Origin of the sequence: Komagataeibacter sp. FNDCF1, from assembly GCF_021295335.1 — a bacterium.
Taxonomy (GTDB): domain Bacteria; phylum Pseudomonadota; class Alphaproteobacteria; order Acetobacterales; family Acetobacteraceae; genus Komagataeibacter.
In genome coordinates this window covers 1,810,469-1,836,938 of record NZ_JAIWOT010000001.1, presented here as the reverse complement: position 1 = coordinate 1,836,938, position 26,470 = coordinate 1,810,469, and the positions used below count along the sequence as shown (strand labels likewise).

The following is a 26,470-nucleotide window of genomic DNA, read 5'->3' as shown; positions in this document are numbered from 1 at the left end:
ATTTTCCTGAAGGGAGATGCCACCAAAAAACAACCAAGAAACCACCAGAAAACCACCACATGTGACGAAAAAATATGGAATGAGGAAAAGGTGAAGACCCAGAAACACCCGCAGGACAGAACTGTGAACGGTGATCTTGAAAACGGTTGTGTGGATGTATTTTGGGACGGTCTGGCCGTTTCGGTTTTTCTCAGATGGGAGATGTTTGAGAGAGTGGTATAGGTGCTTTTGATATTTCAGATCTGGCACAGCAGCATGTGCCGCAGAATGGTTCTCCCAAAGAGGAACAGTGACATGTGCTCATTGGTAATCCCCCCATTTTTAGTGGGGCATTGAATGAGAATTCAGGCAGCTGTTTTTAGTTTCTGGGCGGGGGTTAGCCCGCTGTTCCCCATGTTGGGTCTGTCATGGTTATATGTCCAGAGCCATTGTGTTGCGACCTCCTGCACGTCCTGAATGCTTTCAAACAAATACTGCTCCAGCCATTCCTGCCGGACAGTTCTGTTGTAGCGTTCAATATAGGCGTTCTGCTGCGGATTACCCGGTTGCGTATAGATCAGGGTAATCCCCTGTTTTTCGGCCCATGAAACCAACGTATGACTGACATATTCAGGGCCATTATCCATTCGGATGGCTTCTGGCCTGCCACGCCACTCCATAACCTGTTCCAGACAGCGGACAACCCGACAGGCTGGCAGGGAAAAATCAACCTCGATCGCCAGTCCTTCACGATTGAAGTCATCCAGAATGTTCAGGAGCCGAAAAGCACGTCCATCCATCAGCCTGTCCGCCATAAAATCCATGGACCAGACCCTGTTGGGAAGGGCCGGAACCGACAGCTTTTCAGGCTTTTCGCGAACCAGACGCCTGCGGGGTTTAATCCGCAGGTTGAACTCCAGTTCCCGATAGATCCGATAAACCCGCTTATGATTCCAGAGCTGTCCCTGCACAGTGCGCAGATACAGGAAACACAGACCAAATCCCCATCTCCTGTGAGCCTGGGTCAGTCCCACCAGAAGAGCGGAAATCCTGTCGTTCTCCGCTGCCAGTCGCGGACGATAGCGAAAGCAGGTCTCGGATATCCCAAAAATCCGACAGGCCAGCGCAATGCTGACCCCATGATGCGCCACAGCCTGTGCGGCCAGTTCCCGGCGCTGGGCTGGCCGCTTCATTTTTTTCCAAGGGCTTCCTTCAGGATATCCGTCTGCATGCTCAAATCCGCATACATGCGCTTCAGCCGACGGTTCTCCTCTTCCAGAGCCTTCATCTGACTGATCATCGAAGCATCCATGCCGCCATATTTCGCGCGCCACCGGTAAAACGTGGCGTTGCTGATCCCATGCTCCCGGCACAGGTCAGGAACCGAAACACCGCCCTCAGCCTGGCGGATCACACCCATGATCTGTGCGTCAGTAAAGCGATCACTCTTCATCAGAATCTCCTCAATTCTTACGCTGAGAAAATTCTCATTCAAAAGTCACTCTTTTTATGGGGGGATTACCCGGCTTCTGTTGTTTCCAGCCTGTCCTTCATGGCAAGCCGCCAGGGTTCGGTTATCCGGCGTGGCTCCGTGTTTTCAGGAGGTGGCCGGAAATCATATGGCCTGCGGGCACAGGGACGTCCGATGGCGACCAGCGGATCAATGCCTTTTTTCCGCAGGTCCCGGACCGCCTGCCCGCTGGCGTAACCGGTGTCGGCGAGCACTGTCTTTGGGAGACCGATCGTGTGTTCCATCGACAGCACGGTGCTGGCAAAGGACGGCGCATCCGCTGACGTGGCGACAACGTCGGTTGTCACGATCAACTGACTGCCTTCGGCGCAGACCACGGCCTGGGCATTGTAAGCCTGCCGGAATTCATGGGCGTCCGAGCGCCGCATGAGGCGGCTGTCGGGATCGGTCAGACTGATCTGCCGGTCGGGTGGTGGTTCATCATCGGGCGGTTTGGGCGCCCGGCCGCGACGCCCTGTTTTTGCGTCATACACCGCCTTCTTTTTCTCGTATGCCGATCGCGCCGCTCTGCTTCCAGCCGGGCGCAGGCTTCGTCCAGCTTCGCTTTCAGTGTTTCCCGTCGGGCAAGCGCTTCCGGCAATGCCTGCGGATCGCTGTCTGTGGCATCTGCGTGCTCCGCCTGGTCCATCAGTTTCGCGATATCCACCGCCAGCTGTTCGCGCAGCGCCCTGATCCGGTCGTAGCGCAGGGAACGGTATTTCGAAGCGTCGGCATCAATTTTCGTGCCGTCGATCGATACTACACCCAGACGCAGCAGACCCGTCTCGCGCGCCAGAAGCAGGACCTGCGCAAATGCAGCTTCAATGGCTGTCCGGTTCGTCCGGCGGAAGGTCGCAATCGTATCATGATCCGGATGCAGGTTCGCCGCCACGAAGCGTACCCCGATGTCGCGATATGTCGCCCGCTCGATCCGGCGTGAGGAAAACAACCCGTTCGCATAGCTGAAGATCAGAAGGGCCAACATCAGACGCGGATGGTACTGTGCCTTGCCACCCGTGCGCACTGGCACGCAGAACGCACTCATCGGAACCCGCTCAACGGCTGCGACAATGAAATGCGCCATATCGTCAGCAGGAAGCCACGACTTCAGATCAGGAGGCAGAAGATACGGCTGAGACCAGTCAAACGGGATGAAGCTGCTCATCTCACCACCTTACAACCTCACCCCTTCACAGGGTAACCCAACCCGACAGGCTGCTAGTGTCCTGATTCTGAAGTTTCGCTGATTTTGGTAGTACGGAGGCAGAATCGCTTGACGGCCTGCAGGATGTCGTCGGCGGATCTGGTCCATTTGAAGGGCTTGGGCTGTTCGTTATGGACGGCGATGAAAGCCCTGATGTCGGCCTCCAGGGCTTCGGTCGAACGGTGAATGCCGCGCCTGATCTGCTTTTCAGTGACGAGAGCGAAAAACCGCTCCACCTGATTGATCCATGAGGCCCCGGTCGGCGTAAAATGAACGTGCCAGCGCGGGCGCCTGGCCAACCAGTCACGGATCAGCTTCGTCTTGTGGGTGGCATAGTTATCCATCACCAGATGGATATCGAGGTCAGTCGGCACATTGGTTTCGATCTGGTCAAGGAATTTGCGGAATTCCGTGGATCGGTGCTTCGGATAACACTTTCCAATGATGGTGCCGGTGGCAATGTCGAGAGCTGCGAACAGTGAGGTCGTACCGTGGCGGGTATAGTCATGTGTCCGCCGCTCGACCTGGCCGGGCCGCATCGGGAGCATGGGCTGGCTGCGATCCAGCGCCTGGATCTGGCTCTTCTCATCCACGCACAGTACCAGCGCACGCTCCGGCGGTGCCTATACAGACCAACGATGTCGCGGACCTTCTCCACGAAGAGGGGGTCGTTCGACAGTTTGAAGGTCTCTGTTCGATGCGGCTGTAACCCGAACGCTTTCCAGATGCGATGGATCGTTGACGGTGCATATCCCACGGCCTGTGCCATCGAGCGCAGCGACCAATGCGTAGCACCGCGCGGGGTTTCTTCCAGTGTCCGGCGGATCGTCTCCGCGATTTCCCCGTCGCCGATCGAGCGTGGTGTCCCCGGCCGGGGTTCATCGTAAAGCCCGTCCAGACGGTCCGTTGCAAAACGCCGGCGCCACTTGCCAACCGTGTTGATGTCCGCGCCCGTCAGGTCACGGATCGCCTTGTTCTCATGCCCATCGGCTGCGGCAAGGACAATACGGGCTCGCCGCGCAAGCGCCTGGCCCGTCTTGCGCGCCCTTGCCAGAGATTCCAGTTCCTGACGCTCCAATGCCGTCAGTTCAATCGCAACCGCTACACGTCCCATTCGATTACCCCTGCCATCAGGATAATCATATAAACTTCTCGATCAGGACACTAGAGCTTTTTAAGAGCAGATTTGTTTTTCTGGTTTGCCGCAGAGATGATGTTCAGAGCGTGTTCTATGCCCGCGGCATTTCCATCTTCTTTCGCCATTTCCAAAAGCACGCTTTGCATATCTGGTTCACGAGCGGCTTCGACAGAATCGAATTCGATCAGGCGGTGTTTGTTCATCCGATCGTCCCTTTTTCGGAAGAGCGCACTTATACCAACCGTTGATTGCTATAACCTATGAGCCCAATTGCGCAGTCCGATTGACATGATGCGCCATGGTTGATCGACGAGCTGGTTCCAGGCATGGCAGGCGATATCAACGATATCGTCATAGGTTCTGAAGATCCTGTTTGAGAGCCATGTATTGCGCAGGAACTGCCAGAGATTTTCCACCGGGTTCAGTTCAGGAGCCCGGGGAGGCAGCGGGAGAATGGTGATATTGTAGGGAACATCCAGCTTCTGACTGGTATGCCATGCGGCCTGATCCACAATGAGGACGGCGTGAGCGCCCTGCGCGACCGTGCGTGAAATCTCCGCGAGATGGAGCTGCATGCCGTGCAGGTTGCAGACAGGGAGCACGAGGCCTGCGGCCGCTCCCTTTTCAGGACAGATGGCCCCGAAAATCCACGCGGATCTGGTGCGCAGGTCAGCAACGGCCCGGGGCCGGGTGCCCCGTTTCGCCCACCGTCGGGTCAGCTTCGTTTTCTGGCCGATCCGCGCCTCGTCAGACCACCAGATTTCGATATCTTTTCCGGGATGTCTGGACCTGATCGCCGCCATGACACCGGGGAACTCTTTTTAAAAATGTCCTGGGCTTCTGTATCCTGGCGATAGTGCCGTGGCCGGGCTGTCAGCAGACGGAACCCCTCGCGGCGTATGATCTGACCCAGACGCGTTTCCGACAGGCTGACGCCATAGGTCTCATGCAGCCACCCGCAGAGATCACACAGTCTCCAGCGGACAACACCATGCACCGCAGGGATGGGTCCTTCTTCGAGCCGGGTTTTCAAGGCAGACAGCATCTCCTGTGTCAGGCGGGCTTTCTGTCCCCCGCCATGACGATCCACAAGGCCATCCGGACCATCCGCATTGAAACGCACCACCCAGTCACGGATACTCTGACGGTCTGTCCCGGCAAGCAGGGCCGCCTCGCCGCGTGAGGCGCCATCATAAATCGCCGCAAGCGCCAGCAGGCGACGCGACTGACCCGCATGCCGGCTTCTGCGCGCAAGGCGTCGTAACTCCGAACTATCATGATCGTCACGCAGGGACAGAGGGCTGCCCATCCAGAATGCCTCCTTCAGAGAATGGTCAGCATCCTGTGAATCACATTTTTAAACCGATGGGTACCCCGTGAGTCAGGCCAAACAATGGTTGGTATTACACAAACTTTCGTTTGCCGTGCGCCGGTTTGGTGCCAAATCCAGAAGGGCGCACTTATACAAACTTTTGGTTTGTCGTGCGGAGCGCGGAAATCTCACGAATTTCCAGCGGCCAAGGCTGAGCCTTAGCGATCCCCGAATGAAGGTTCGGCAAGGTTGCTTTTTTTCGGGAAAGGGCGAAAGGTAGGCCCCAGAAACGGCGAAAGGCCGGAGCGCGAACTCCGACCTTTCAGCTTGACCCGCCAGTACAAGTGGACGGGCCAGCTTTCCGAGAGAACGATAGCCCAAACTGGGTGGTTCCCTCAAGAGAAGATGGTCAGTCCGAGTGAGGATAGACAATGACCATCGCTTCCAAGACTTCCCGCCCCCTGACAAAATGGCAGATCATTCGTCGGTTTCAGGCCGTGCTTCGGCGTTTCCGTTCGGAAGGTAAGCTAACGCTTGGCGAGGCTCATGCGCTGGCTGTTTTGCCAGAATTCATGGGCGACGATGGGGCCATGTTTCCCAGCCATGAGGCGATGGCCGAGAAGTCTGGGGCCTGTCGTCGAACCGTTATCAATGCCCTGAACCGAGCGTATGCCCTGGGCATTGTGAAGCACACGCCGCGCTACGTGTATGACCAGGCCCTGGGAAAGCGCGTCAGGACATCAAACGCCTACGAGATCGTCCTTTCTGCGCTTCATCAGGTGGCACAGGCCGCGCGTTTCCTCATGCGGAGCGTCAGGAACCACCTAGAGCATAATCCGATCAGTCTGGTTCATATCCAGCGGCGGTGAAGCACGCAGCGGCCTGGCGATGAGAGATATCGTCAATTGCTTCACAGACGGTATTTTGAAGAGCGTCGAGGGTTCGCGGTGCCACCCGTCTGATCCACGCCTTCATTTTGGCGAAGATGTTTTCGATCGGGTTGAAATCAGGACTGTAGGGCGGCAGGAACAACAACCTGGCGCCGACTGCCTCCACAGCCTCGCGGGCAACGGCTCCTTTATGGGCGGGCAGATTGTCCAGAATGACGACGTCTCCCGGCGACAGGGTTGGAACGAGCACCTTGCGGGTATAGGCGGCAAACCATTCGCCGGTCATTGGGCCGTCCAGCATCATCGGTGCTGTCATGCCGGAGAGGCGCAGCCCGCCGATGAACGTCGTGGTTTTCCAGTGCCCGTGGGGCACGGACATCCGACAGCGCGTGCCCCGTTGTGACCGCCCCCGCAGGCGGGCCATCTTCGTTGAGACGGCTGTTTCGTCGATGAAGATCAGACGGGCCGGATCAAGGTCAGGCTGACTGTCAAACCAGGCCTCGCGCCGCTGTGCGACGTCGGGCCGTGTCTGCTCGCTGGCGTGCGCCGTTTTTTTTGATGGTCATGTCGTGACGGTCGAGACAGCGCCAGATCGTGCTCGGCGCAAAGCGGACACCGTGTTCCGCTGCAAGTGTCTCCGCCAGTTCGACAAGGGAAATATCGGCCTTTGTTTCAATCGCGGCCAGCAGGAAGGCTGACCACGCTTCAATCCGGTGAGAACGGCGATCACCGCCCTGTTTAAGCGCATGGTCACGACCGCTGGCCTGCCACTCAGCAACCCAGCGGATAACGCTCGACGAAGACACACCAAAACGAACCGCCGCCGCACGACGGGTCATGCCAGAGGCAACAGCCGCAATCGTGCGGCGGCGAAGGTCAGCAGACAGGGCTCGGGTCATACGGGTCGGCCTCCATACCGGCACATAGTATGAATCAGATTTCGACCAGTAGGGGAATCTTAAAATGAACCTATTAGATCGGATTATGCTCTAAGTGCAAGACCTGCACACGAACGTCCCTTGTCTTCTCATCAACCTCGAGACATGAAAACCGGGAACTCTTCATTTTGGGTGGATACAAAATGGGGAGCACGTCAACCCGCGACCATTCGGGTCGAAGGGATATGCCTTCTGCCGTGCTGACACAGGAAATGGCGGTATCGTTCAGCACGCGTGGTCCAGCAGGCGATGAAGGTAGGCGGCCAGTACAACCGCCTCGTTATGCTGCGTGTCACGCGCGCCATACAGCAGGGTGATGGGACCGGCGCGCGCCATGTCCAGCAACTGCTGCACCGGATTGGGATTGGCCTGCAGTTCCGCGCTGTAGCGTTCCTGAAACCCGTCCCACCGGGCCGGGTCATGCCCGAACCATTGCCGCAGTCCGGTGCTGGGCGCGATATCTTTCAGCCACAGCGTCAGGTCAGCGCGCTGTTTGCTGACCCCACGGGGCCACAGCCGGTCCACCAGCACGCGGCTGCCATCATCGGGTGCGGGCGGGTCATAAACCCGCCTGACATGGATGGGGTGCGCCATGCCTATCCGACCAGGGCCGCATCCGCCGCGGAACCGAAGAATTCGAAACGGATCTGGCTTTCGGGCACGCCACCCGCCTTCAGCGTGGCGATGGCATCACGCATGAAGCTGTCGGGACCGCAGATATAATAGCTCGCGGACCGGTCGATTTCGTGCGTAAGCCATGCTGGTGTCATGCGGCCTGCGTGAGTGGTGACGCCTGTGGCGTCCTGTGCTGCCTGCGGTGTAGCGCGGCTGTAGAACAGATCGGCGCGCAGCATGCCCTTTGCGGCAAGGTCGCGGATATAGGGGCCAAAGGCTTCCGTTGCGGGCGTACGGGTGGTGTGGATGTAACGCACGCCCGTGGCCGCAGCCGCATCCAGCGCGCCCAGCATGGAAATGAATGGCGTCAGGCCAGAACCCGCGCTGAGGAATACGATGGGTGCGGGGGCCGGGTTGCCCAGCGTGAAATCACCCGCCGGAGCGGAAACCTGCAGCACCGTGCCCTCTTGCACGCTGTCATGCAGCCAGTCGGATACCACGCCATTGTCGATGCGACGGACGCTGATGCGGTAGGACTGTGAACCGGGTGCGGAAGAAATGCTGTAATTCCGCCGTTCCGAGCCATATCCCGGCACGTCGAGGCGGAAGCTGAGATACTGCCCCGGCACATGGCGCATGACGGGCTTGCCATCGACGGGCGCCAGTTCGAAGGAGGTAACGGTCTCACTTTCCACCGTGCGGCGGCTGACACGGAAGGGACGCCAGCCAACCCAGCCACCGGGGGCCGCGGCATGGGCCACGTAAATCTGTTCTTCCCGCCCGATCAGGATTTCAGCCAGGAACCAGTAGGCCTTGCCCCACGCATCCATGATATCGGGGGTTGCCGCATCCCCCAGAACATGGGCGATGGCGCCCAGCAGGGCATCGGCAACATAAGGATAGTGCTCGGGCAGGATGTTCAGCCCGACATGCTTTTCCGCAATGCGTTCGACCGCACCGGCCATGGCACCAAGGTTGTCGATATTGCGGGCATAGGCCAGCACTGCAAGCGCCAGTGCCTTTGGCTGTTCCCCGTCCTTCTGGTGCGAAATGTTGAACAGATCGCGAATATCTGGATTGGCCAGCAGGCGGCGATACATTTCCGTCGTTATCGCCAGACCATGTGCTTCCAGCGCGGGCACGCAGGCCTTGATGATGCTGCGGGTCTTGTCATCCAGAGGTGACGCCATTTTTTCCGATCTTTCTTAAAGATATATATTTAGGAATATCTTTCTGGATGTCTTTAAAGATGTCAATATTTTATACCTTTATGGCCACGCATACCTTTTATGCATGGGTCGTTTTGTTGGGTGGTCCGAAAACATCTGCATAATCTCGTACGCGGTGCTCCAGTGCCCAGCGTATCGGGAACATGCTCCATCCGTTTCCCACTCAGCGGCATGAAGCCTGCTTACAGGTTGATGGCCTGATGCCGTCCGCATAATCCTTGCAGCAGGGTGATTTCAAATGACCGGCCAGCCAGTGGGCACAAGCGGGAGTATTCGTGGACCGCGACGGTGTGCAGGAACGGATCTTGGGACGTAAATCCAAGCCAGCGGAAGTGCATGGCGTTCTTGGTTTCGGGGATCGGTCCAACCATGCGCCCATATGTTGCCTTGCTTGAAGGTGGCGGCGGCATGGGTGTCCGATCGGCCACTTACGCGGTGGCGAAGCGCTCCCGGAATGCACGCTCTAACGATCGGGCGATCGTGCAAGTGGTATCTACGCAAAAACCGTCTCGCCGGTCACGGCGATCCCCTGCCACGATCTTTTTATGCAATGTCTCGAAATTGCGCGGTTCGGCAGGTATATTTTCTGGGACGACAGCTTTGGCTCATATGATTCTGCCATGACAACATGAGAAAAATGTTTTGACATCGCATTGTTCCGCGTGCAATTAAATACCAGACAGGTTTCCTGAAAGACGCGTTCATCAATGGCGGTGAACGACGTGGAAATGGCACAAACGATCACGACGACACCCGGGCGGCCAACGATGGTCTCCGTGCCTGAATAAAGGCGTCTCCGTCACACCTGATGGATGGGGACTGGATGCGATGACGTGGACACAGGATTCCTCAGAGCCCGATCCGAAAGTTTTTGAACAATACCAGCCTGTTGTGATTCATCCGTCTTTGCAGAGAGATGGAGTGAATGGTGACATGGACTGGTATTGCCCGGCGCGAGTATAGCCGGGAAAGATTGCGATATCCATCGGACATGACGGACGGGGAGTGGACTTTGATCATGCCATTTGTGCCCCCGGCGAAACGGGGCGGTCGTCCGCGCACGACGGATATGCGCGAGGTGGTCAATGCGATGCTCTACATAGCCTCGGCCGGGTGTGCGTGGCGTCTGCTGCCGAAATGCTTTCCGCCGGTCTCGACCATCAGGCGCTATTTTTACGCCTGGCGTGATGCCGGAGTGTTCGAGGTCATGAATACGGTGCTGGTCATGAGCCTGCGCGAGATCGAGGGACGTGACGCCTCTCCGAGCGCGGGCGTGATTGACAGCCAGTCGGTGAAAACCACGGAAAGCGGCGGGATTTCGGGCTATGACGCGGGGAAGAAGGTCAAGGGCCGCAAGCGCCATATCGTGACGGATACCTGCGGCTTCCTGATCTTTCTCCTCGTTCATGCCGCTGATATCCAGGACCGTGATGGGGCCGTTGATGTTCTGGCAGCGATACGCAGGCGCTTTCCCTGGCTGCGCCACATCTTCGCTGATGGCGGCTATGCTGGCGACAAATTGCGATCCGCGCTCGCCTCCATGGGAAAATGGACCCTCGAAATCATCAGGCGGTCCGATACGGTGAAGGGTTTTCAGATCCTGCCGCGTCGCTGGGTGGTGGAACGGACATTCGCATGGCTGGGACGATGCAGGCGGCTCGCCAAAGATTGGGAACAATCCATTGCTTCCTCAACCGCATGGACATTGATCGCCTCAATCCGAATGCTCACACGACGGACAGCAAGGCATTGTCAGGGTTGAAAAACTTTCGGATCGGGCTCTCAAAGCCGGAAACCCGCGTACCCTTCTTGCGGCGTTCCTGTATTTCGATGTCTCGTTCATGGTGTGGGTCCTGCTTGGCCCGCTGGGCATTTCGATTGCTCACGACCTGCATCTGAATGCAGGTCAGAAGGGCCTGCTGGTCGCGACACCGGTTCTGGCGGGTGCGCTCCTGCGTGTGCTGGCGGGCGCGCTGGTCGATCATTTCGGGCCGCGACGGGTCGCGATTGGCGCCCAGCTTCTTGTTATCGCCGGGCTGTCCCTGACATGGCTTATCGCGCCACACAGCTATGGCGCACTGTTCGGGGTTGCACTTGTGCTTGGTGTCGCTGGGGCGTCGTTTGCTATTGCGCTGCCGCTCGCCTCTGCATGGTATCCACCACACTATCAGGGCACGGCGCTGGGCATTGCCGGGGCCGGCAATTCGGGAACGGCGCTCGCCTCGCTGTTCGCGCCCGGTCTGGCCGTGCTTTATGGCTGGGTCAATGTGCTGGGACTGGCAACGCTGCCGCTGACCGCCGTGCTGGTCGCCTTTGTGTTCCTAGCCAGTGAACCGCCGCAGCGCCGCTCCAGTGGTGGCCTGGTGACGTGGCTACCCGTCCTGCGCAGCGGCGACTGCTGGCTGCTGATGTTCTTTTATGGCGTGACATTCGGCGGTTTTGTGGGGCTTGCCTCGTTCCTGACCATCTATTTCAATGACCAGTATGGTCTGCCGCCCGCCATGGCCGGAAGCTGCACGGCGCTGGTCGTGTTTGTCGGGTCTTTCGTGCGTCCGCTGGGGGGCGCCTTGGCCGACCGGATCGGGGGCGAGCGTGCCCTGAGCATCCTGTTCGCGCTTGCGGTCGCCATCTTTGCCGTGATCGGCTTTGGCCTGCCCACGATCTGGCTGGCTTTCCCGGCCTTTTTCCTAGGCATGCTCGTGCTGGGTCTGGGCAATGGCGCGGTGTTTCAACTGGTGCCCACGCGTTTTCCCAGCCGGGTTGGGATCCTGACCGGGCTGGTGGGCATGAGCGGCGGGGTAGGCGGGTTCTATCTGGCGTCATCGCTGGGGGCCGCGCGTCAGGCCACGGGTTCTTACGGTCCCGGCTTCCTGGGCTTTGCCGGGGTTGCGCTGGTGGCGTTTGCCTGTGTTGGCGTGTGCCGCCGCCGCTGGGCGGCTGAACGCCCCCGGATGTCGGCTGAAGCCGATGCGGCCGCCTCTTCATAAAATCAGATCAGGAACGTATCCCGTGACCTGTATTTCCGACGTGCTCCGGCCCGCTTCGCTTACGGTCGGCTTTACCACCGTTCTTGCCAGCCTGTTTGCCGGGCATGCGGCCCATGCCGATACTCCGCCCGCCGCGGGTGTCACGGCAACCGGTATCTTGCCAACCGCGTCCCGTCCGCCTGAAAAGGCGGCCATCCACCGCCTTGCCCTGCCGCACAGCCCTGACTGGGGTGTCTTCAACGCAGGCAAGGGAGCCGCCGCCGGGTTCGGCACCGTGGGTGGTTTTGGCCAGGCGCGCTGGGCCGAGGACTGGAGCGATATTGTCAATACACCCCCTGAACAGCGCCGCAATGACTGGTTCAACCGCCTGAAATACATTCCCCTGACAGATAAAGGCGATATCTGGCTGTCCATCAATGGGGAGGAGCGGCTGCGCTATGCCTTTGAAAACCAGCCGCAGATGGGGACCGCCGGCAAGACCAATGCCAGCCGTGTGCTGCTGCGCAGCCAGTATGGCGCCGCCCTGCACCTGGGTGAACATGTCCGCGCCTATGCCGAGTTCCTGTGGGGCGAAGCGGGGGGATCGAACTATTATGGTTACCAGACCGGGGTGCAGCGCGAACGGCTGGATCTCCAGCAGGGCATTCTGGAGGTAAAGGGCAGGATGCTGGGGGCACGGATGGGCGTGATCGGCGGTCGCCAAATCTTTCTCGATGCTCCCGTTACCATGCAGTCTGCGCGCGACCTGACCAATGCCCAGCAATCGTGGGATGGATTCCGTGGCTATGCGGTGTGGAAATCTTTCCGGCTGGACCTATTCGATTTCATGCAGACCAACAAGCTACCGCGTAACGTATTTGCCGACGGCACGAACTACAACGCCCGGATGTATGGGATCTATACGTCCACGGCGCTGCCGAAATTTTCGGTCATGGGGCAGAAAAGCCAGGTTTTTGCTGATGTGTTCTTCATTGGCTACCTGTTCAACGGTGCATCGGCGGCGCTGGCCACCACAACGGGCACGCAGGCCGGATCGACCCGCCGCGACAATATCGGTGCACGCGTGTGGGGGAATGTCGGCCCCTTCGATATCAGCCTGACGGGCGTGTTCCAGGGCGGCGAATTCCGTCCCGCCGGCGGGGGAGCAACACGCCCGGTACGGGCCTATGCCGTTAACGGGACACTGGGGTGGACGGCGAAGGGCCTGAAAGCAAAACCATCCCTTGCCTTGCAGGGCGACCTGTTTTCAGGCGGGTCCTATCACAGTCAGGACGGCGCGGTCGGCACATTTGCTACGCCCTATTTCCCGCTGCCGTATTATAATGACGTGACACTGGCCCTGACATCGCAGAACCTGGTCGGCATCGGGCCGGTCATTACGGCAGCCCCGCTGCCAAACCTGCATCTCAAGCTGCATGTTCCCGTTTTCTGGCGCGAAAGCACGCAGGATGCAGTGTATGGCACCGGCAAGATCTATAGCTGGCGCAACGGGCTTTCGGGCGGGTTCATTGGCACCACGCCCCAGACACAACTTGCGTGGAATTTCGCGCCCCACTGGACATGGACGCACGATATCGCAGGCTTCGTCGCATCGCAGGGCATGCATCGTGCGGGGGCGAAGGACGGGGCATTCTACATGCAGACCATGGAATTCAAATTCTGACAGCCGATTGTACGACAGGGGAAACGAACATGACCGGAACGCGAAACATCGTCATCATCGGCAACGGTATGGTTGGCCATTACTGTGCCGAACAGCTTGTGGCGCATGGTCTGCATGAGGACTGCGGGATTCACATTTTTGGTGACGAACTTCACGATGCCTATGACCGTGTGCACCTGACCGAATATATGAGCGGACGCGACGCGCTGGCGCTGCGCCTGCATGTGGATGATTTCCATACCCATCACGGCCTGACCCTGCACCGTGGCGTCAGGGTGACCCGCATCGACCGCGCGGCCCGGATGGTGGAAAGCGCCGAAGGCCCGCTGCCCTACGACACGCTGATCCTTGCCACTGGTTCCACGCCGTTCGTGCCGCCGGTTCCAGGCAATACGGGCACAGCGGGGCTGGTCTATCGCACGCTGGATGACCTTGACATGATCCGGGCCGCAGCAGATGGCGCGTCGCACGGCGTGGTCATTGGCGGCGGCCTGCTGGGACTGGAGGCCGCCAATGCGCTGTCGGGGCTGGGCCTGTCCACGGCCGTTGTGGAATTCGCGCCGCGCCTCATGCCCGTGCAGCTTGATGATGATGGTGGTCAGGCCCTGAAGCAGCGGATCGAGGCACTGGGGATCGAAGTGCTTACATCCCATGCCACGCAGCAGATCACCGCGGGCGAGACACATCGTCACCGCCTTGTCTTTGCCGATGGTACGTTTCTTGAAACCGATCTGGTGGTCTTTTCCGCCGGCATTCGCGCACAGGACAGGCTGGCGCGTGACTGCGGGCTTGCCATCGGTTCGCGCGGCGGTGTCGTGATAGACGGGCAATGCCGTACATCCGACCCGGCAATCTACGCGATCGGGGAATGCGCGTGCTGGAACGGACAGGTGTTCGGACTGGTGGCACCGGGCTACACCATGGCGCGCACGCTCGCATCCACCCTAGCGGGGGAAGAAGCCGCCTTTACCGGTGCGGACATGTCCACCAAGCTCAAGCTGCTGGGTGTGGATGTCGGCTCGATTGGCGATGCGCATGGCGCGACACCGGGTAGTCGGAGCTACCGCTTCATCGGGGAAGTGGATGGGTCCTACCGCCGCCTTGTGCTCTCGGATGATGGCAGTCGTGTGATCGGGGCCGTGCTGGTGGGGGATAACGCCTATTACGATACGATCGTGCAATATGTACAGAACGCCATCAAACCCCCGGCAGACCCGGCGGCCCTGATCCTGCCGCGTGGGGAGGGAGCGGACCTGCTGGGCGCTGACGCGCTGCCCGATACGGCCATGATCTGCTCGTGCCACAACGTGACGAAAGGGGCGATCTGCACCGCCATTGAAGGCGGCTGTACGGATATTGCCGCCCTGAAGCAGTCCACAAAGGCCAGTACCGGCTGCGGCGGGTGTTCGGGCCTGCTCAAGAACGTGTTCGAGACCGAACTCGAAGCGCGCGGCATTGCGGTGGACCACAGCCTGTGCGAACATTTTTCCTACACGCGGCAGGAACTATATTCCCTTGTCCGCGTGCACGGGATCCAGACTTTTGAAGACCTGATGGCGCAATACGGCAACGGTGGGCTGGGCTGCGATATCTGCAAGCCCGCTGTCGGTTCCATCCTGGCATCAGCCTGGAACAGGCCGATTACGGACCCGCTCTATATTCCGCTGCAGGACACGAACGACACGTTCATGGCCAACATGCAGAAAAACGGCACCTATTCGGTCGTACCCCGCATTGCGGGCGGTGAGATCACACCGGACAAGCTGATTGTCCTGGGCCAGGTAGCAAAGAAATACGGTCTCTATACCAAGATCACTGGCGGTCAGCGTATCGATCTGTTCGGTGCGCAACTGGACCAGTTGCCTGATATCTGGGCTGAACTGCTGGAAGCAGGCTTCGAGACCGGGCAGGCCTATGGCAAGTCCACCCGGACCGTAAAGTCCTGTGTTGGCAGCACATGGTGCCGCTATGGCGTGCAGGACAGTGTGGGCAAGGCGCTGGATCTGGAAAACCGTTACAAGGGCCTGCGTTCGCCGCACAAGCTCAAATTCGCCGTGTCCGGCTGCACCCGCGAATGTGCCGAGGCACAGAGCAAGGATGTGGGGGTGATCGCAACCGAGAATGGGTGGAATCTTTACGTTTGCGGCAATGGCGGCATGCGCCCGCGCCATGCGGAACTGTTCGCGACTGATCTCGATGCACAGACGCTGGTGAAATACATCGACCGTTTCCTGATGTTCTATATCCGGACAGCGGACAAGCTGCAGCGTACCTCGGTCTGGCGTGAAAATCTTGAAGGCGGGCTGGATTACCTCAAGGATGTCATCATCAACGACAGCCTTGGCATCTGCGCGGAACTGGAACGGCAGATGCAGATGGTGGTGGACCACTATCACTGCGAGTGGCGCGACGCGCTGACGGACCGTGAAAAACTCAAGCGGTTCCGCACCTTCGTCAATGACAGCCGCCCCGACCCGAACATCCGCACCATTCCCGAGCGCGATCAGGTCCGTCCAGCCGAAAACCTGCCCGAAACCGTAGCATCACCCGGCCCGCATGACTGGACCGAACTGTGCGGACTTAATGACCTGGTGGCAAAATCAGGTGTCGTAGCCTGGCATGACGGAAGCCAGATTGCCCTGTTCTACCTGCCTGCAACGCAGGGCGCGCCTGCCCGGGTCTATGCGATCGACAACCATGATCCGTTTTCAAACGCCAATGTAATCGGGCGCGGCATCATGGGCGACCTGAAGGGACAGGTGGTGGTGGCCTCCCCGCTCTACAAACAGCATTTCCGTCTGGAGGACGGACAGTGCCTGGAAGATCCCGCCGTCCGGCTGCGGACATGGGACGCCCGCGTGGAAAACGGGAAAGTGGCGATCCGGGCCCGGACGGCTACAGCCACGCCGGAACCCATTCCGGCCTGATCCCATGGCGCGGGAGGACATCCGCACGGTCTGCCCCTATTGCGGGGTGGGCTGTGGGGTCATACTGGAGGTGGAGAACGGCCGTATTGCAAAAGTGCGGGGCGATGGCGCGCACCCGGCAAATGGCGGCCGCCTGTGCACCAAGGGCAGTTCGTGCGACCGGCCGCTCCTGTCCGACCAGCGCCTGCGCCATGCCGCCATCCGCCCCCGGCGCGGGGAACAGGCCGTATCTGTGGGCATGCAGCAAGCTATCGACGCCACGGCGGAACGGCTGCGCGCCATCCTTGACGAGCATGGACCCGACGCCATTGCCTTTTACGTATCGGGGCAGATGTCGCTGGAAGCACAGTACCTGATCAACAAGCTGGCCAAGGGCTTTGTCCGCAGCCAGCATATTGAATCCAATTCCCGCCTGTGCATGGCCGCCGCGGGCACCGGCTACAAGCTGTCGCTTGGTGCCGATGCGCCACCGGGCAGCTATGAGGATTTCGACTGCACCGACCTGTTTTTCGTCATTGGCGCCAACATGGCTGACTGCCACCCGATCCTGTTCCTGCGGTTGATGGACCGCAAGCGGGCGGGTGCACGGCTGATCGTGGTTGACCCACGCCGGACGGCCACGGCGGAAAAGGCCGATCTGTACCTGCCCATCCGTCCCGGCACGGATCTGGCGCTGCTCAATGGCCTGCTGCATCTGCTGGTAAAAAACGATGCGATCGACAGGGACTTCATTGCCCGGAGCACGACAGGATGGGAGGCGATGGAACCCTTCCTGGATGAATATGCCCCCCAGACCGTGGCTGAAATCACCGGCCTGCCGGTCGAGGACATCCTGACCGCCGCGCGCTGGATTGCGGAGGCCGGGGAGTGGATGAGCCTGTGGACCATGGGCCTGAACCAGAGCATTGCCGGCACCTGGAACACCAACGCCCTGTGCAACCTTCACCTTGCCACCGGTGCCATCTGCCGCCCCGGCAGCGGGCCGTTCTCGCTGACTGGGCAGCCCAACGCCATGGGCGGGCGCGAGATGGGCTACATGGGGCCGGGCCTGCCGGGACAGCGCAGCACGCTGGTAGCAGCCGACCGTGCCTTTACCGAAGAACAGTGGTCGCTCCCCCCCGGCACCCTGCGCGAAACCGGGGGCAATGGCGTGATTGCCATGTTCGAGGCGATGGAACGCGGTGAGATCCGGGCATGCTGGGTCATCTGTACCAATCCCGTTGCCACCGTCGCCAATCGCCGCCATGTTGTCCGGGCGCTGGAGGCGGCCGAATGCGTGATCGTGCAGGATGCCTTCGCGGATAGCGAGACGACACGCTTTGCCGATATCGTGCTGCCCGCTGCCCTGTGGGCCGAAGGGGACGGCGTGCAGGTCAATTCCGACCGTACCATGACACTGGCCCGCAAGGCCGTGCCGCCGCCGGGCGATGCGCTGTCGGACTGGGACATCATTGCCCGCGTGGCGCGTGCCATGGGGTATGAGAAAGATTTTGCCTTCACCTCTGCCGCCGACGTGTTTGCCGAGGCCAGCCGGTTCGGCAACCCGAAAACCGGCTATGACATTGCAGGCGTCAGCCACGTACGGCTGCGCGAAGGGCCGGTGCAATGGCCCGCGCCCGCAGGCGACACGCAGGCCCGGCACCCGATCCGTTACCTTTGCCCCGACGGCACCGGCCCGGTCTTTGCCACGCCGGACGGGAAGGGCGTCTTTTTTGCCCGTCCGTGGATGCGGCCGGATGAATGGCCGGATGAGGAATTCCCCTTCGTGCTGAACAGCGGCAGGCTGCAGCACCAGTGGCATACGCTGACCAAGACCGGCCGCGTGGACAGCCTGAACCGCCTGAATCCCGGCCCCTTTGTAGAAATTGCCCCGCCCGATGCCCATGCGCTTGGCCTGACGCAGGACGATCGCGTAAGGATTACATCACGGCGGGGGCAGATTGTCCTGCCGGTCCAGATCTCCGCGCGGGTACGGCCCGGCACCTGCTTTGCCCCGTTCCACTGGAATGACCGTTTCGGGCCGGACCTGACGGTCAATTCCATTACACCGGATGCTGTTGACCCGATTTCGCTGCAACCCGGTTTCAAACTCTGCGCGGTGGCGCTGGAACGGGTAGAACAGGCCGCAGGCCCGGCCGCCGATGATGTGGAACCAGTCAGGAAAGGAGAGTCCGCCATGATGCTGCGCGCCCTTGCCAGCCATCTCGGTCTGGAGCGGCCGGACCAGTCCGTTGCCGCAACCCTGCCCGAGGAGGGACGGGCATGGCTGTCCGGGTTCCTTGACGGGCTGGAAATGGCCCCGCCGGGCGTGGGCGAGGTACCCGTGCTGCCCGCATCGGCACCTCTGCCGGCACAGGCGCGCGCGCGCATCAGCGGTATTCTTGCAGGCTTGTACAGCCGCATGCAGCCGGGTGAAGGCGGCGGGACCATGCCGGCGCCTGCGGCCGCCACGCCGGGTATCAGCGTATGGTGGGCATCTCAGACCGGGCGGGCGGAAGGACTGGCGGCCACGATCGTTGGCTGGCTGCGCGAAGCCGGCCACGCGGCGGAAGGAAAATGCCTTGATGCATTTGATGTAAACACCGCCGCCGCGGGTCCGGCGCTGTTCGTGGTATCCACCTTCGGTGACGGGGACCCGCCAGACTGCGCCGCTCCGTTCTGGGACATGCTGCGTGAACGCCAGGCCCCCATGCCCGGCCTGATATTTGCCGTGCTGGCACTGGGAGATTCCTCGTATGCCAGTTTCTGCGGCTTCGGCCGTGCGCTGGACGGACGCCTGCGGGAACTGGGGGCAACGCCATTCGTGGAACGCGTGGACTGCGAGCCGGATTTCGAGGATACGGTCGAGACGTGGCGGACAACCATGCTTACGGCCCTTGCGCAGGTCGCAACCGGTGGAAAGGTTGCCTCGTCCGCACTGGTGGAAGCACCATCGCCCCCGGTTTCCGGCACGCGGGAGGCCCCGGTCATGGCCCGCTTGTCCATCAACGAGCGGCTGTGCGCTGCAGGGTGTGACAGGGATACGCGGCGTATCGGCCTGGATGTAAGCGGAACGGAACTGAACTGGTTCCCCGGCGATGCGCTGGGCATATGGCCCAGCAACCCGGCGGTCCATGTGCAGGCGGCCCTGCGCGCGCTGCGCCTGCCGGAAGAGACGCCCATCGTGCTGCGCGGCTGCGGAACGGTGGGGCTGCGCGAAGCCCTTACGCGCCACCTTGACCTGAGCCGCCCCAACCCGGCCATGCTGGAGGCACTGGGTGGTTGTGCGCCGGGTTTCCTGCCCCACCTGCTGAACGATGTAGTGCTGTCGGTCACGGCGCAGGACATAGCGGGCCTGTTCCGGCGCATGCAGCCGCGGCTTTACTCGATTGCCTCCTCGCCACAGGCATCCGGGCGGGTGGTGGAATTGACAATGGGGGTCAGCCTTACGCCATGGCCGGGCATATGCTCGAACTGGCTGGCGGGGCTGGACGATGGGGCGGACGTGCCGGTTTTCATCCAGCCCACCACACATTTCCGGCTGCCGGCAGATGATGCCGCCGCCATGATCATGATCGGCCCCGGCACCGGCATTGCGCCATTCCGGGGGTTCCTGCAGGAACGCGCGGCACGGCAGGCTTCGGGCCGGAACTGGCTGTTCTTCGGAGAACGCCACGCGGCGGAAGGCTTCTACTATCACGATGAACTGGACGCCTTCCTGTCAAACGGGGTGCTGACGCGCCTTGATACCGCCTTTTCACGCGACCAGCCCGAGCGGGTGTACGTGCAGGACCGGATGGAAGCCGCAGGCAGCGAATTGTGGGACTGGCTGCGCGATGGGGCTTATATCTATGTATGCGGTGATGCGACCCGCATGGCGCGGGATGTCGATGCGGCACTGCGCCGGATCGTGGCCCGTCACGGTGACCTGTCATCTGGCGATGCAGATGCATTCGTAAGCAACCTGACACGCGAAGGCCGCTATCTGCGTGATGTGTACTGATGTGTGAGGACATGGTGCCCGGCACGCGCCTGAGGGTGCTGGTCGCGGACGAAAACCCCCGCAGGGGCCATGCCCTGTCGGAGACGCTGCACGCCGATGCGTCGCTGGATGTCCTGACCGTTCCCCCCGGCACGGCGCTGGTCGATGCCGTGCGGGCCTGTCGGCCCGATGTCGTGCTGGTTGACATGAACAGGGCCGACCGTGACGCGCTGGACAGTATTCGCGCCCTGTCCTGTTCGGCACAGGAACGACCGGTCGCCCTGTTTGTGGATGAGGACGATGTGGAACTGATGGAAACAGCCTTTGATACGGGCATATGTTCCTACAACGTGCTTGAGGCACTGCCCCGTGATGTAAAGCCGCTGCTGCGTGCCGCCATCGCGCTGTATGCCCGCTTCCGTCGCACGCGCGACGAACTGACCGAAGCGCAGCGTGTCCTTGCCGAGCGGAGGGTGATCGAACAGGCAAAGAGATGTTTCATGAAAAATGAAAAAACCAGCGAAGCGCAGGCCTATCGGTGGTTCCAGCGCCGGGCCATGCAGACATCGCGTCGCATCGCGGCCGTCGCCGGGGAGTATCTGGCATCGCAGAAAAAGGATGAGGCATCGTGAACACACCGTTACGGATCGGCGTGCTGAAGCTGGCTGACAGCGCGCCAGTCATCATGGGGCAGCAGCAGGGCATTTTTGCCCGTCATGGTCTGGAAATCGAGATCGTCGTCTCCCCATCCTGGGCCAACATCGCCGATGGTCTGGCATGGAACCGGCTGGATGCCGCTGTCATTTTCGCGCCGCTGGCCATGATGACTGCACTCGGGCGGCGCGGGCATGATACAGGGCTACGCCCGCTAGGCCGGATCAGCCGGGGTGGCAACACGATCATGCTGCGTGGCGCCAACCCGGTGGAAGGGGCATGGAATGCCGGCTCCCCGGGGCGGCAGGCGTTTGACCTGTGGGCCATGACCATCGGGAGAAAGCCGCGTATCGCCGTCGTGCATATGTATTCCACCCATCTCCTCATTCTCCGGCGTTTCCTGAAGATGATCGATGTCAGCATGGAAGATGAAATCGACCTGTCTGTCATGCCCCCGACCGACATGATCCAGGCGCTGGCGGAAAACGCGATTGATGGCGGCTGTGTCGGTCCGCCATGGGGTATCGAGGCGGAACAGCGCGGACTTGCCTTTCGCGTGGGCGGATCCGCCACCGTCCTGCCCGACCATGTTGAAAAGATCATTGTCGCATCGGGGAAACTCCTGTCGTGCGATGCGACGGGCCGCCGCATGTCGCATGCCCTGCGGGACGCGATTGCGTTCTGCCAGCAACCGGGTCACCGCGCGGACATCGCGCGCGCACTGGCGGCCCCCGTTGCGGATGGCGGGCTAACATTGCCGCTGGCGGCGACGGAGGCCATCCTGCCCGGTGGGGACGCACGCGAATGCGTGACCTTTGCCGGGGGCAGCCTGCTGCCGTCCGACCTTGACTGGATCATAAGCGATATGACGGCGCTGGGATGGGTGGACAATGCCGAGCACCAGATGCTCATGCGCTGGATCGCTCCCGTGCCCGCCAATCCTGCCCCTGCCTGCGCGCGATTACTGTGAACAGTGCGGGGGAGGGAAACCATGCTGTTCAATTTCGAAATGGATTTTACCCTGTCATTACGCTGCGTTCCCATGATCGTGCGCATGAAGCTGGATCTGTGCGGGGTAAAACTAAGCCTGCGCCAGTGGAGCCGTTTTACGCAGCACGACAGGCAGGCACTGGTGGACCGCCCCGCCACCATGCCGCTGGAACGGGCTGCATACCGGTCGTTCCTCCTGCACCTGATCAGGACCCGGGCGGGAGAAGAGCCAAAACTACTTCCACCGGCCCGGATGGGAGCCTGGCAACTGGCTGATGGCGTGCCCGATGCGATCACGCTGAAAGCGCAATCCAGTGGGTTGAGGGCACCCACGCCCGAACAGTGGGGACATCTGTCGGCCCTACAGCGCTTCGCGCTCCTCAAGCTTACCAGGCCAGGGCACGAAAATCAGAATTTCGAACCGGCTCTGCGGGAATTTCTCGGTGAAATGCATAATTAAGGCTTCGGAAGTGTCGATCTCAGATATTGAGGGAATACCGGTCACGGCACGTCGTGTTTTTACAGGGAAAACTGGGCCAGATGTGCACAGGCCCGTTCAGCCAGATGCTCCTGCGGGGCATTGACATCCAGAACCATGACCACTTCCTCATGCATGTCGGGTTCCTCCAGCGTGGCGAACTGGCTGTCCAGCATGGCAACCGGCATGAAATGACCGGTGCGCTGGTACAGGCGGGGCATGATGTCCTCCCTGCTGCCCTTGAGATAGACAAAGCAGACATCCGCACTGTCGCCGCCAATCTGTCTACGGTAACTGCGCTTGAGCGATGAACACGTCACGATGCCACACTGACCTGCATCACGCCATGACTGTATCCGGCCAGCAATAAGATCAAGCCATGGCATACGATCCGTATCGGTCAACGGAATGCCGTTGCTCATTCGCGCGATATTGGCGGGGGGATGCAGGTCGTCCCCTTCGATAAGGGGCCAGGCCATCCGTTCAGCTATCAGTTGGGCCAGTGTACTCTTGCCACACCCTGATACGCCCATAACAATCAGCACACACGGTCGCCCTGCCTCACCAAATCTACGTGAGAGTGAAACCGTATCCTGCCCAGTATCATACATTGCGTATCCTGCCGAATATTATCATGATAAAGTTATTGGCCTTCGTGTCTATGAACAGGGAACGAATAAGAAAGTAATCATTTCTCGGCCCGTTGACGCGCAAGGTCGCCCTATCCTGACAGAAACGGGATAAATAAATCCAGTAAAATGGTAGCGTATAGGCATTGCGTGAATTACTGACGGCCCCCGTCTTCGATACGGACGCCTCAGGCTGGACAATATTCAGGCGACCATGCGCGCAGCACCTGATCCACGCGCACAGTCTGTCCAGGTCTATCGTGCCCTATCTGCTACGACAGGAATATGCGGCTGCGCCAGTTCACGCCAGACAGAACGACGCCTCCAATCGGGTGGACCCTTACGAGGCCGTCAGTGACCGGGTGCAGTGCCAGCGCGACTATTTTAATGAGATCGACCGTGCGTCGGAACGCTTGTTCGAGAGGATACAACTGGATAAAAGCCGCGGGAACAGCTTTCCCGCTGTCTTCAGGACCATCTGGCATAACGCACACAAACCGATCTCAGCCTCAGGTACTGCCTCTCCCATGCCGCCATCTAACTGATCCGTTTCCACGGACGATCGTCGTCCCTGCTCATGCTGGAAACCAGACCGTCTGCTGTCTCGTTAGAGTGAGCGCAGCCTTATTTTTGTGCCATGCACTGTCCAGGGCTGTCATGTCGGCTCAAAAAAAACAGGAAAATGGCCTATCGTCCTTACGAGGCGGCGGTCCTGTTACAGGCGGGGAGCATCCTGAACGTGTACGCTGAAGCAAGTCAAAAAAACGTCGGTTCCTGCCTGACCGAGGCACTGGTTATCCATGCGCCGCATGACCTGAGGCTGGATCCCGTTTCCATACTCCATCCCGGCTCCGATGAAGTGCGGGTAAATATGGCCTGGGGCGGCATATGCGGTTCGGACCTACATTATTTTGCCCATGGGGGCGTCGGGGCGTCTGTGCTGCACGCTCCCATGGTTCTGGGGCATGAAGTATCGGGCATCATTGATGCGCTAGCACTACAGTTGCATTTTATGATGAGTTCTGACTCTATGGCTCACCATGATTCAGGATTTCATGAATGGCGGGGCGTCAGTTGAAGAGACGCTGGAACTGTGGGCATCCGGGCTTCGGGCAGCAAAGAAGCGGATTGTACCGCTGTTTACGCAGAAGCGTGTTGCGGCTTCTGCGTGTGCCTTCCTTGATGTCCTGATTGGTAACGAACCGCGCAAGACAGGATGGATGCGTGCGGAAGCAGCAGGAGATCCTGGTCCGTGGCGGCAACAGGCGCTTCTGGGTCGCGGGCAATGGGATGCCGATGTCCTTCGTGATGTCGTCAGGGACCATGTGGTCGAGCATCTGGGCACTGAAGAGGGCGTACTGGTCATTGACGAGACCGGTTTTCTGAAGAAAGGCCAGGCCTCCTGCGGCGTGGGGCGGCAGTATACGGGTTCCGCCGGCAAGATCACGAACTGCCAGATCGGTGTGTTTGGCGCTTATGTTTCGGAACGGGGGCATGCCTTTATCGACCGCGCCCTGTATCTTCCAAAAGACTGGACATCAAAGCCTGAGCGCATGAAGCGGGTTCACGTTCCTGATGACGTAGTGTTTGCGACCAAACCGGCACTGGCATCGAAGATGATCGAGCGGTGTCTGGATGCTGGTGTGCCTTTCCGTTGGGTTGCTGCGGACAGCGTTTACGGCGTGGGCGACGTGGAACGCACGCTTCGCCGGGCAGGAATCGGATATGTCCTTGGGGTCAAGGGCAATCACTGGTTCGGATCATGGGCAATGGAACCGCTGATTGCCGGAGAGGCGAAAGATATTGCAGCAGGACTGCCAGACCAGGCCTGGCGTCGTCTGTCAGCGGGGCACGGCACAAAAGGTGAGCGGCTGTATGACTGGGCGTATCTTCCGCTTGCTGACCTGGATGCTGAAGAATTTGACTGCCCTATAGCCGGACCATGGACACGTGGCCTGCTGATCCGCCGGAACATCGCTGACGGGGACCTTGCCTATTTTACGACCTGGTGCCCGAAAGGGACAACCACGCAGGAACTGGTGAACGTCGAAGGGACGCGCTGGAGAATTGAAGAAGGGTTCGAGACTGCAAAAAACGAATTCGGTCTCGATCATAACGAAACCCGCTCCTGGCATGGATGGCATCGGCATGTCTCCCTGGTCATGCTGGCCTATGCCGTCATGGCCAGTGTCCGTTACCAGGCAAACTCACTGAAACCGAAAAAAACACCGCACAGGACACGACAGTCCTCGTCCGCTGGTCCATCCAGGAAATCAGGCGCCTCGTCGTAAAACTCTCACAACGCAGGTTACCCGTCGCTCACATTCTCAGATGGTCCGTCTTTCGACGAACACATCAGGCCAGTGCCATCCGCGCGCACTCTCGCCATAAAATGCAACTGTAGTGCTAGGTTTCGTGGACAAAGGGTATCCACTGGAGTGCTGACACGAGACTGACGAAGCCAAGATATGATTCCTTGGTTTTGTCATATCGGGTGGCAACGCGTCGCCAGTTCTTGAGTTTGTTGAACAGGCGCTCGACGAGATTGCGCCAGCGATATTTGGTTTTATCATGAGGTACAGGATTGCGACGGTTGCTTTTGCTCGGGATGACGGCTTCGATTTCGGCCTTGGCAAGTTCCTCGCGAATGAGGTCGGCATCGTAACCTTTGTCTGCCAGTAACGCCTCGATCTTGTCAGCGATCATGCGGAACAGCGGGCCGAAACCCTGAATATCGTGGGTCTGTCCCGGCGTCAGGACAAAACCGAGAGGGCGTCCCCTGGCGTCGCATCGGGCGTGCAGTTTGGTGGTGAAACCACCGCGCGATCGGCCAAGCGCCTCGGTTTCCTGTGTCCCTTTTTTATACCGATAGCACAATGATGTGCCCGGACCACCGTGCTGTCGATCATGTCGGCAGTGGTATCCCGCTCGACCATTTCAGCCAAGGTTTCGAGCATCGCATCGAACACGCCTGTCGTCACCCATCGTCGGTAGCGTCGGAACACGCTGTTCCACTTGCCATAATCATCAGGCAGGTGGCGCCACTGCGATCCGGTTCGGGCAATCCACATCATGCCTTCGAAATACAGACGATTGTCTTGCGCAGGACGGCAGCCACGACCCCTCTCAGGCGGAAGCAGCGCCCCGATGATGGCCCATTCCTCGTCCGAAAGCCCAATTCGCTCGCCCAACAACGCCTCCAAAAGGCAGCTTTGAATCAATCATGGACGTTACTGTCAACCTTTGTCCACGAAACCTAGCACTACAGTTGCATTTTATGGCGAGAGTGCGCGCGGATGGCACTGGCCTGATGTGTTCGTCGAAAGACGGACCATCTGAGAATGTGAGCGACGGGTAACCTGCGTT

General features: G+C 60.0%; 18 protein-coding genes and 3 pseudogenes. 11 read left to right on the top strand and 10 right to left on the bottom strand.

The features are described from left to right. Window positions 1–344 precede the first annotated feature (344 nt). The 5 genes and pseudogenes from LDL32_RS08670 to LDL32_RS08650 form a co-directional block, all read right to left on the bottom strand. Window positions 345–1,432, bottom strand: a protein-coding gene (locus LDL32_RS08670) for an IS3 family transposase (protein WP_233066054.1) whose coding sequence is annotated in 2 segments (ribosomal slippage) — window positions 345–1,171 and window positions 1,171–1,432 — 1,089 coding nt in all. Because the reading frame shifts where the segments join, the coding sequence is not laid out codon by codon here. A 71-nt stretch (window positions 1,433–1,503) separates the two neighbouring features. Continuing rightward, window positions 1,504–2,654, bottom strand: a pseudogene (locus LDL32_RS08665) (IS1182 family transposase); the annotation flags it as partial. A gap of 53 nt (window positions 2,655–2,707) precedes the next feature. Next, a pseudogene (locus tag LDL32_RS08660) lies at window positions 2,708–3,807 on the bottom strand (IS630 family transposase). A gap of 50 nt (window positions 3,808–3,857) precedes the next feature. After that, window positions 3,858–4,034 carry a hypothetical protein gene (locus LDL32_RS08655; RefSeq protein ID WP_019092498.1) on the bottom strand — a complete coding sequence of 59 codons (177 nt, stop codon included), beginning with the start codon at window positions 4,032–4,034 and terminating at the stop codon, window positions 3,858–3,860. Between the two features lie 48 nt (window positions 4,035–4,082). Then, a protein-coding gene (locus LDL32_RS08650) for an IS630 family transposase (protein WP_233066052.1) occupies window positions 4,083–5,140 on the bottom strand; the annotation gives its coding sequence in 2 pieces (ribosomal slippage) (window positions 4,083–4,648 and window positions 4,648–5,140; 1,059 coding nt in all). Between the two features lie 434 nt (window positions 5,141–5,574). Here LDL32_RS08650 and LDL32_RS08645 point away from each other — a divergent pair. After that, window positions 5,575–6,012 (top strand): helix-turn-helix domain-containing protein, encoded by a 438-nt coding sequence (locus LDL32_RS08645; protein ID WP_233066050.1) that lies wholly within the window; start codon window positions 5,575–5,577, stop codon window positions 6,010–6,012. Here LDL32_RS08645 and LDL32_RS08640 read toward each other — a convergent pair. From LDL32_RS08640 to hmpA, 3 genes are all read right to left on the bottom strand, one after another. Beyond that, window positions 5,984–6,932, bottom strand: a protein-coding gene (locus LDL32_RS08640; protein WP_255673797.1) for an IS630 family transposase whose coding sequence is annotated in 2 segments (ribosomal slippage) — window positions 5,984–6,593 and window positions 6,592–6,932 — 951 coding nt in all. Because the reading frame shifts where the segments join, the coding sequence is not laid out codon by codon here. The genes LDL32_RS08645 and LDL32_RS08640 overlap by 29 nt on opposite strands. A gap of 264 nt (window positions 6,933–7,196) precedes the next feature. Then, window positions 7,197–7,565 (bottom strand): DUF488 domain-containing protein, encoded by a 369-nt coding sequence (locus LDL32_RS08635; RefSeq protein WP_019092496.1) that lies wholly within the window; start codon window positions 7,563–7,565, stop codon window positions 7,197–7,199. Window positions 7,566–7,567: 2 nt separating this feature from the next. Beyond that, entirely contained in the window at window positions 7,568–8,776 is a 1,209-nt protein-coding gene (hmpA, locus tag LDL32_RS08630; protein WP_130732827.1) for an NO-inducible flavohemoprotein, read from the bottom strand. Window positions 8,777–9,740: 964 nt separating this feature from the next. Here hmpA and LDL32_RS08625 point away from each other — a divergent pair. From LDL32_RS08625 to LDL32_RS08590, 8 genes are read left to right on the top strand one after another with little or no spacing between them, the layout of a single operon-like run. Further along, the gene (locus tag LDL32_RS08625; protein ID WP_048856220.1) at window positions 9,741–10,577 is read left to right on the top strand and encodes an IS5 family transposase; all 837 of its coding nucleotides are present in this window, start codon (window positions 9,741–9,743) and stop codon (window positions 10,575–10,577) included. Beyond that, window positions 10,564–11,802, top strand: a complete 1,239-nt coding sequence (locus tag LDL32_RS08620; RefSeq protein ID WP_370636758.1) for a nitrate/nitrite transporter — start codon at window positions 10,564–10,566, stop codon at window positions 11,800–11,802. Before LDL32_RS08625 ends, LDL32_RS08620 begins: the two co-directional genes overlap by 14 nt. Before the next feature lie 22 nt (window positions 11,803–11,824). Beyond that, complete coding sequence (locus tag LDL32_RS08615; RefSeq protein ID WP_233066046.1) at window positions 11,825–13,465, top strand: alginate export family protein; 1,641 nt, start codon at window positions 11,825–11,827, stop codon at window positions 13,463–13,465. 29 nt (window positions 13,466–13,494) lie between these two features. Further along, window positions 13,495–16,392: a nitrite reductase large subunit NirB gene (gene nirB, locus LDL32_RS08610; RefSeq protein WP_087608913.1), complete on the top strand. Its 2,898-nt coding sequence runs from the start codon at window positions 13,495–13,497 to the stop codon at window positions 16,390–16,392. Between the two features lie 4 nt (window positions 16,393–16,396). Beyond that, the gene (locus LDL32_RS08605; RefSeq protein ID WP_233066044.1) at window positions 16,397–20,374 is read left to right on the top strand and encodes a bifunctional nitrate reductase/sulfite reductase flavoprotein subunit alpha; all 3,978 of its coding nucleotides are present in this window, start codon (window positions 16,397–16,399) and stop codon (window positions 20,372–20,374) included. Then, window positions 20,374–20,985: an ANTAR domain-containing response regulator gene (locus LDL32_RS08600; RefSeq protein ID WP_118963277.1), complete on the top strand. Its 612-nt coding sequence runs from the start codon at window positions 20,374–20,376 to the stop codon at window positions 20,983–20,985. Before LDL32_RS08605 ends, LDL32_RS08600 begins: the two co-directional genes overlap by 1 nt. Beyond that, window positions 20,982–21,977, top strand: coding sequence for an ABC transporter substrate-binding protein (locus LDL32_RS08595; protein ID WP_233066042.1), 996 nt, complete (start codon window positions 20,982–20,984; stop codon window positions 21,975–21,977). Before LDL32_RS08600 ends, LDL32_RS08595 begins: the two co-directional genes overlap by 4 nt. A gap of 21 nt (window positions 21,978–21,998) precedes the next feature. Further along, entirely contained in the window at window positions 21,999–22,457 is a 459-nt protein-coding gene (locus tag LDL32_RS08590; RefSeq protein WP_130732822.1) for a nitrate reductase associated protein, read from the top strand. A 59-nt stretch (window positions 22,458–22,516) separates the two neighbouring features. On the opposite strand, the gene LDL32_RS08585 is transcribed toward LDL32_RS08590, so the two are convergent. Further along, window positions 22,517–23,086, bottom strand: a complete 570-nt coding sequence (locus tag LDL32_RS08585) for a gluconokinase (protein WP_233066040.1) — start codon at window positions 23,084–23,086, stop codon at window positions 22,517–22,519. Between the two features lie 700 nt (window positions 23,087–23,786). Here LDL32_RS08585 and LDL32_RS08580 point away from each other — a divergent pair. Together LDL32_RS08580 and LDL32_RS08575 are read left to right on the top strand one after the other, a co-directional pair. Beyond that, window positions 23,787–24,182, top strand: coding sequence for an alcohol dehydrogenase catalytic domain-containing protein (locus tag LDL32_RS08580; RefSeq protein WP_370636670.1), 396 nt, complete (start codon window positions 23,787–23,789; stop codon window positions 24,180–24,182). Then, window positions 24,145–25,395 carry an IS701 family transposase gene (locus LDL32_RS08575; RefSeq protein WP_233065037.1) on the top strand — a complete coding sequence of 417 codons (1,251 nt, stop codon included), beginning with the start codon at window positions 24,145–24,147 and terminating at the stop codon, window positions 25,393–25,395. Before LDL32_RS08580 ends, LDL32_RS08575 begins: the two co-directional genes overlap by 38 nt. A 118-nt stretch (window positions 25,396–25,513) precedes the next feature. Here LDL32_RS08575 and LDL32_RS08570 read toward each other — a convergent pair. Next, window positions 25,514–26,314, bottom strand: a pseudogene (locus LDL32_RS08570) (IS5 family transposase); the annotation flags it as partial. Between the last annotated feature and the right edge of the window lie 156 nt (window positions 26,315–26,470).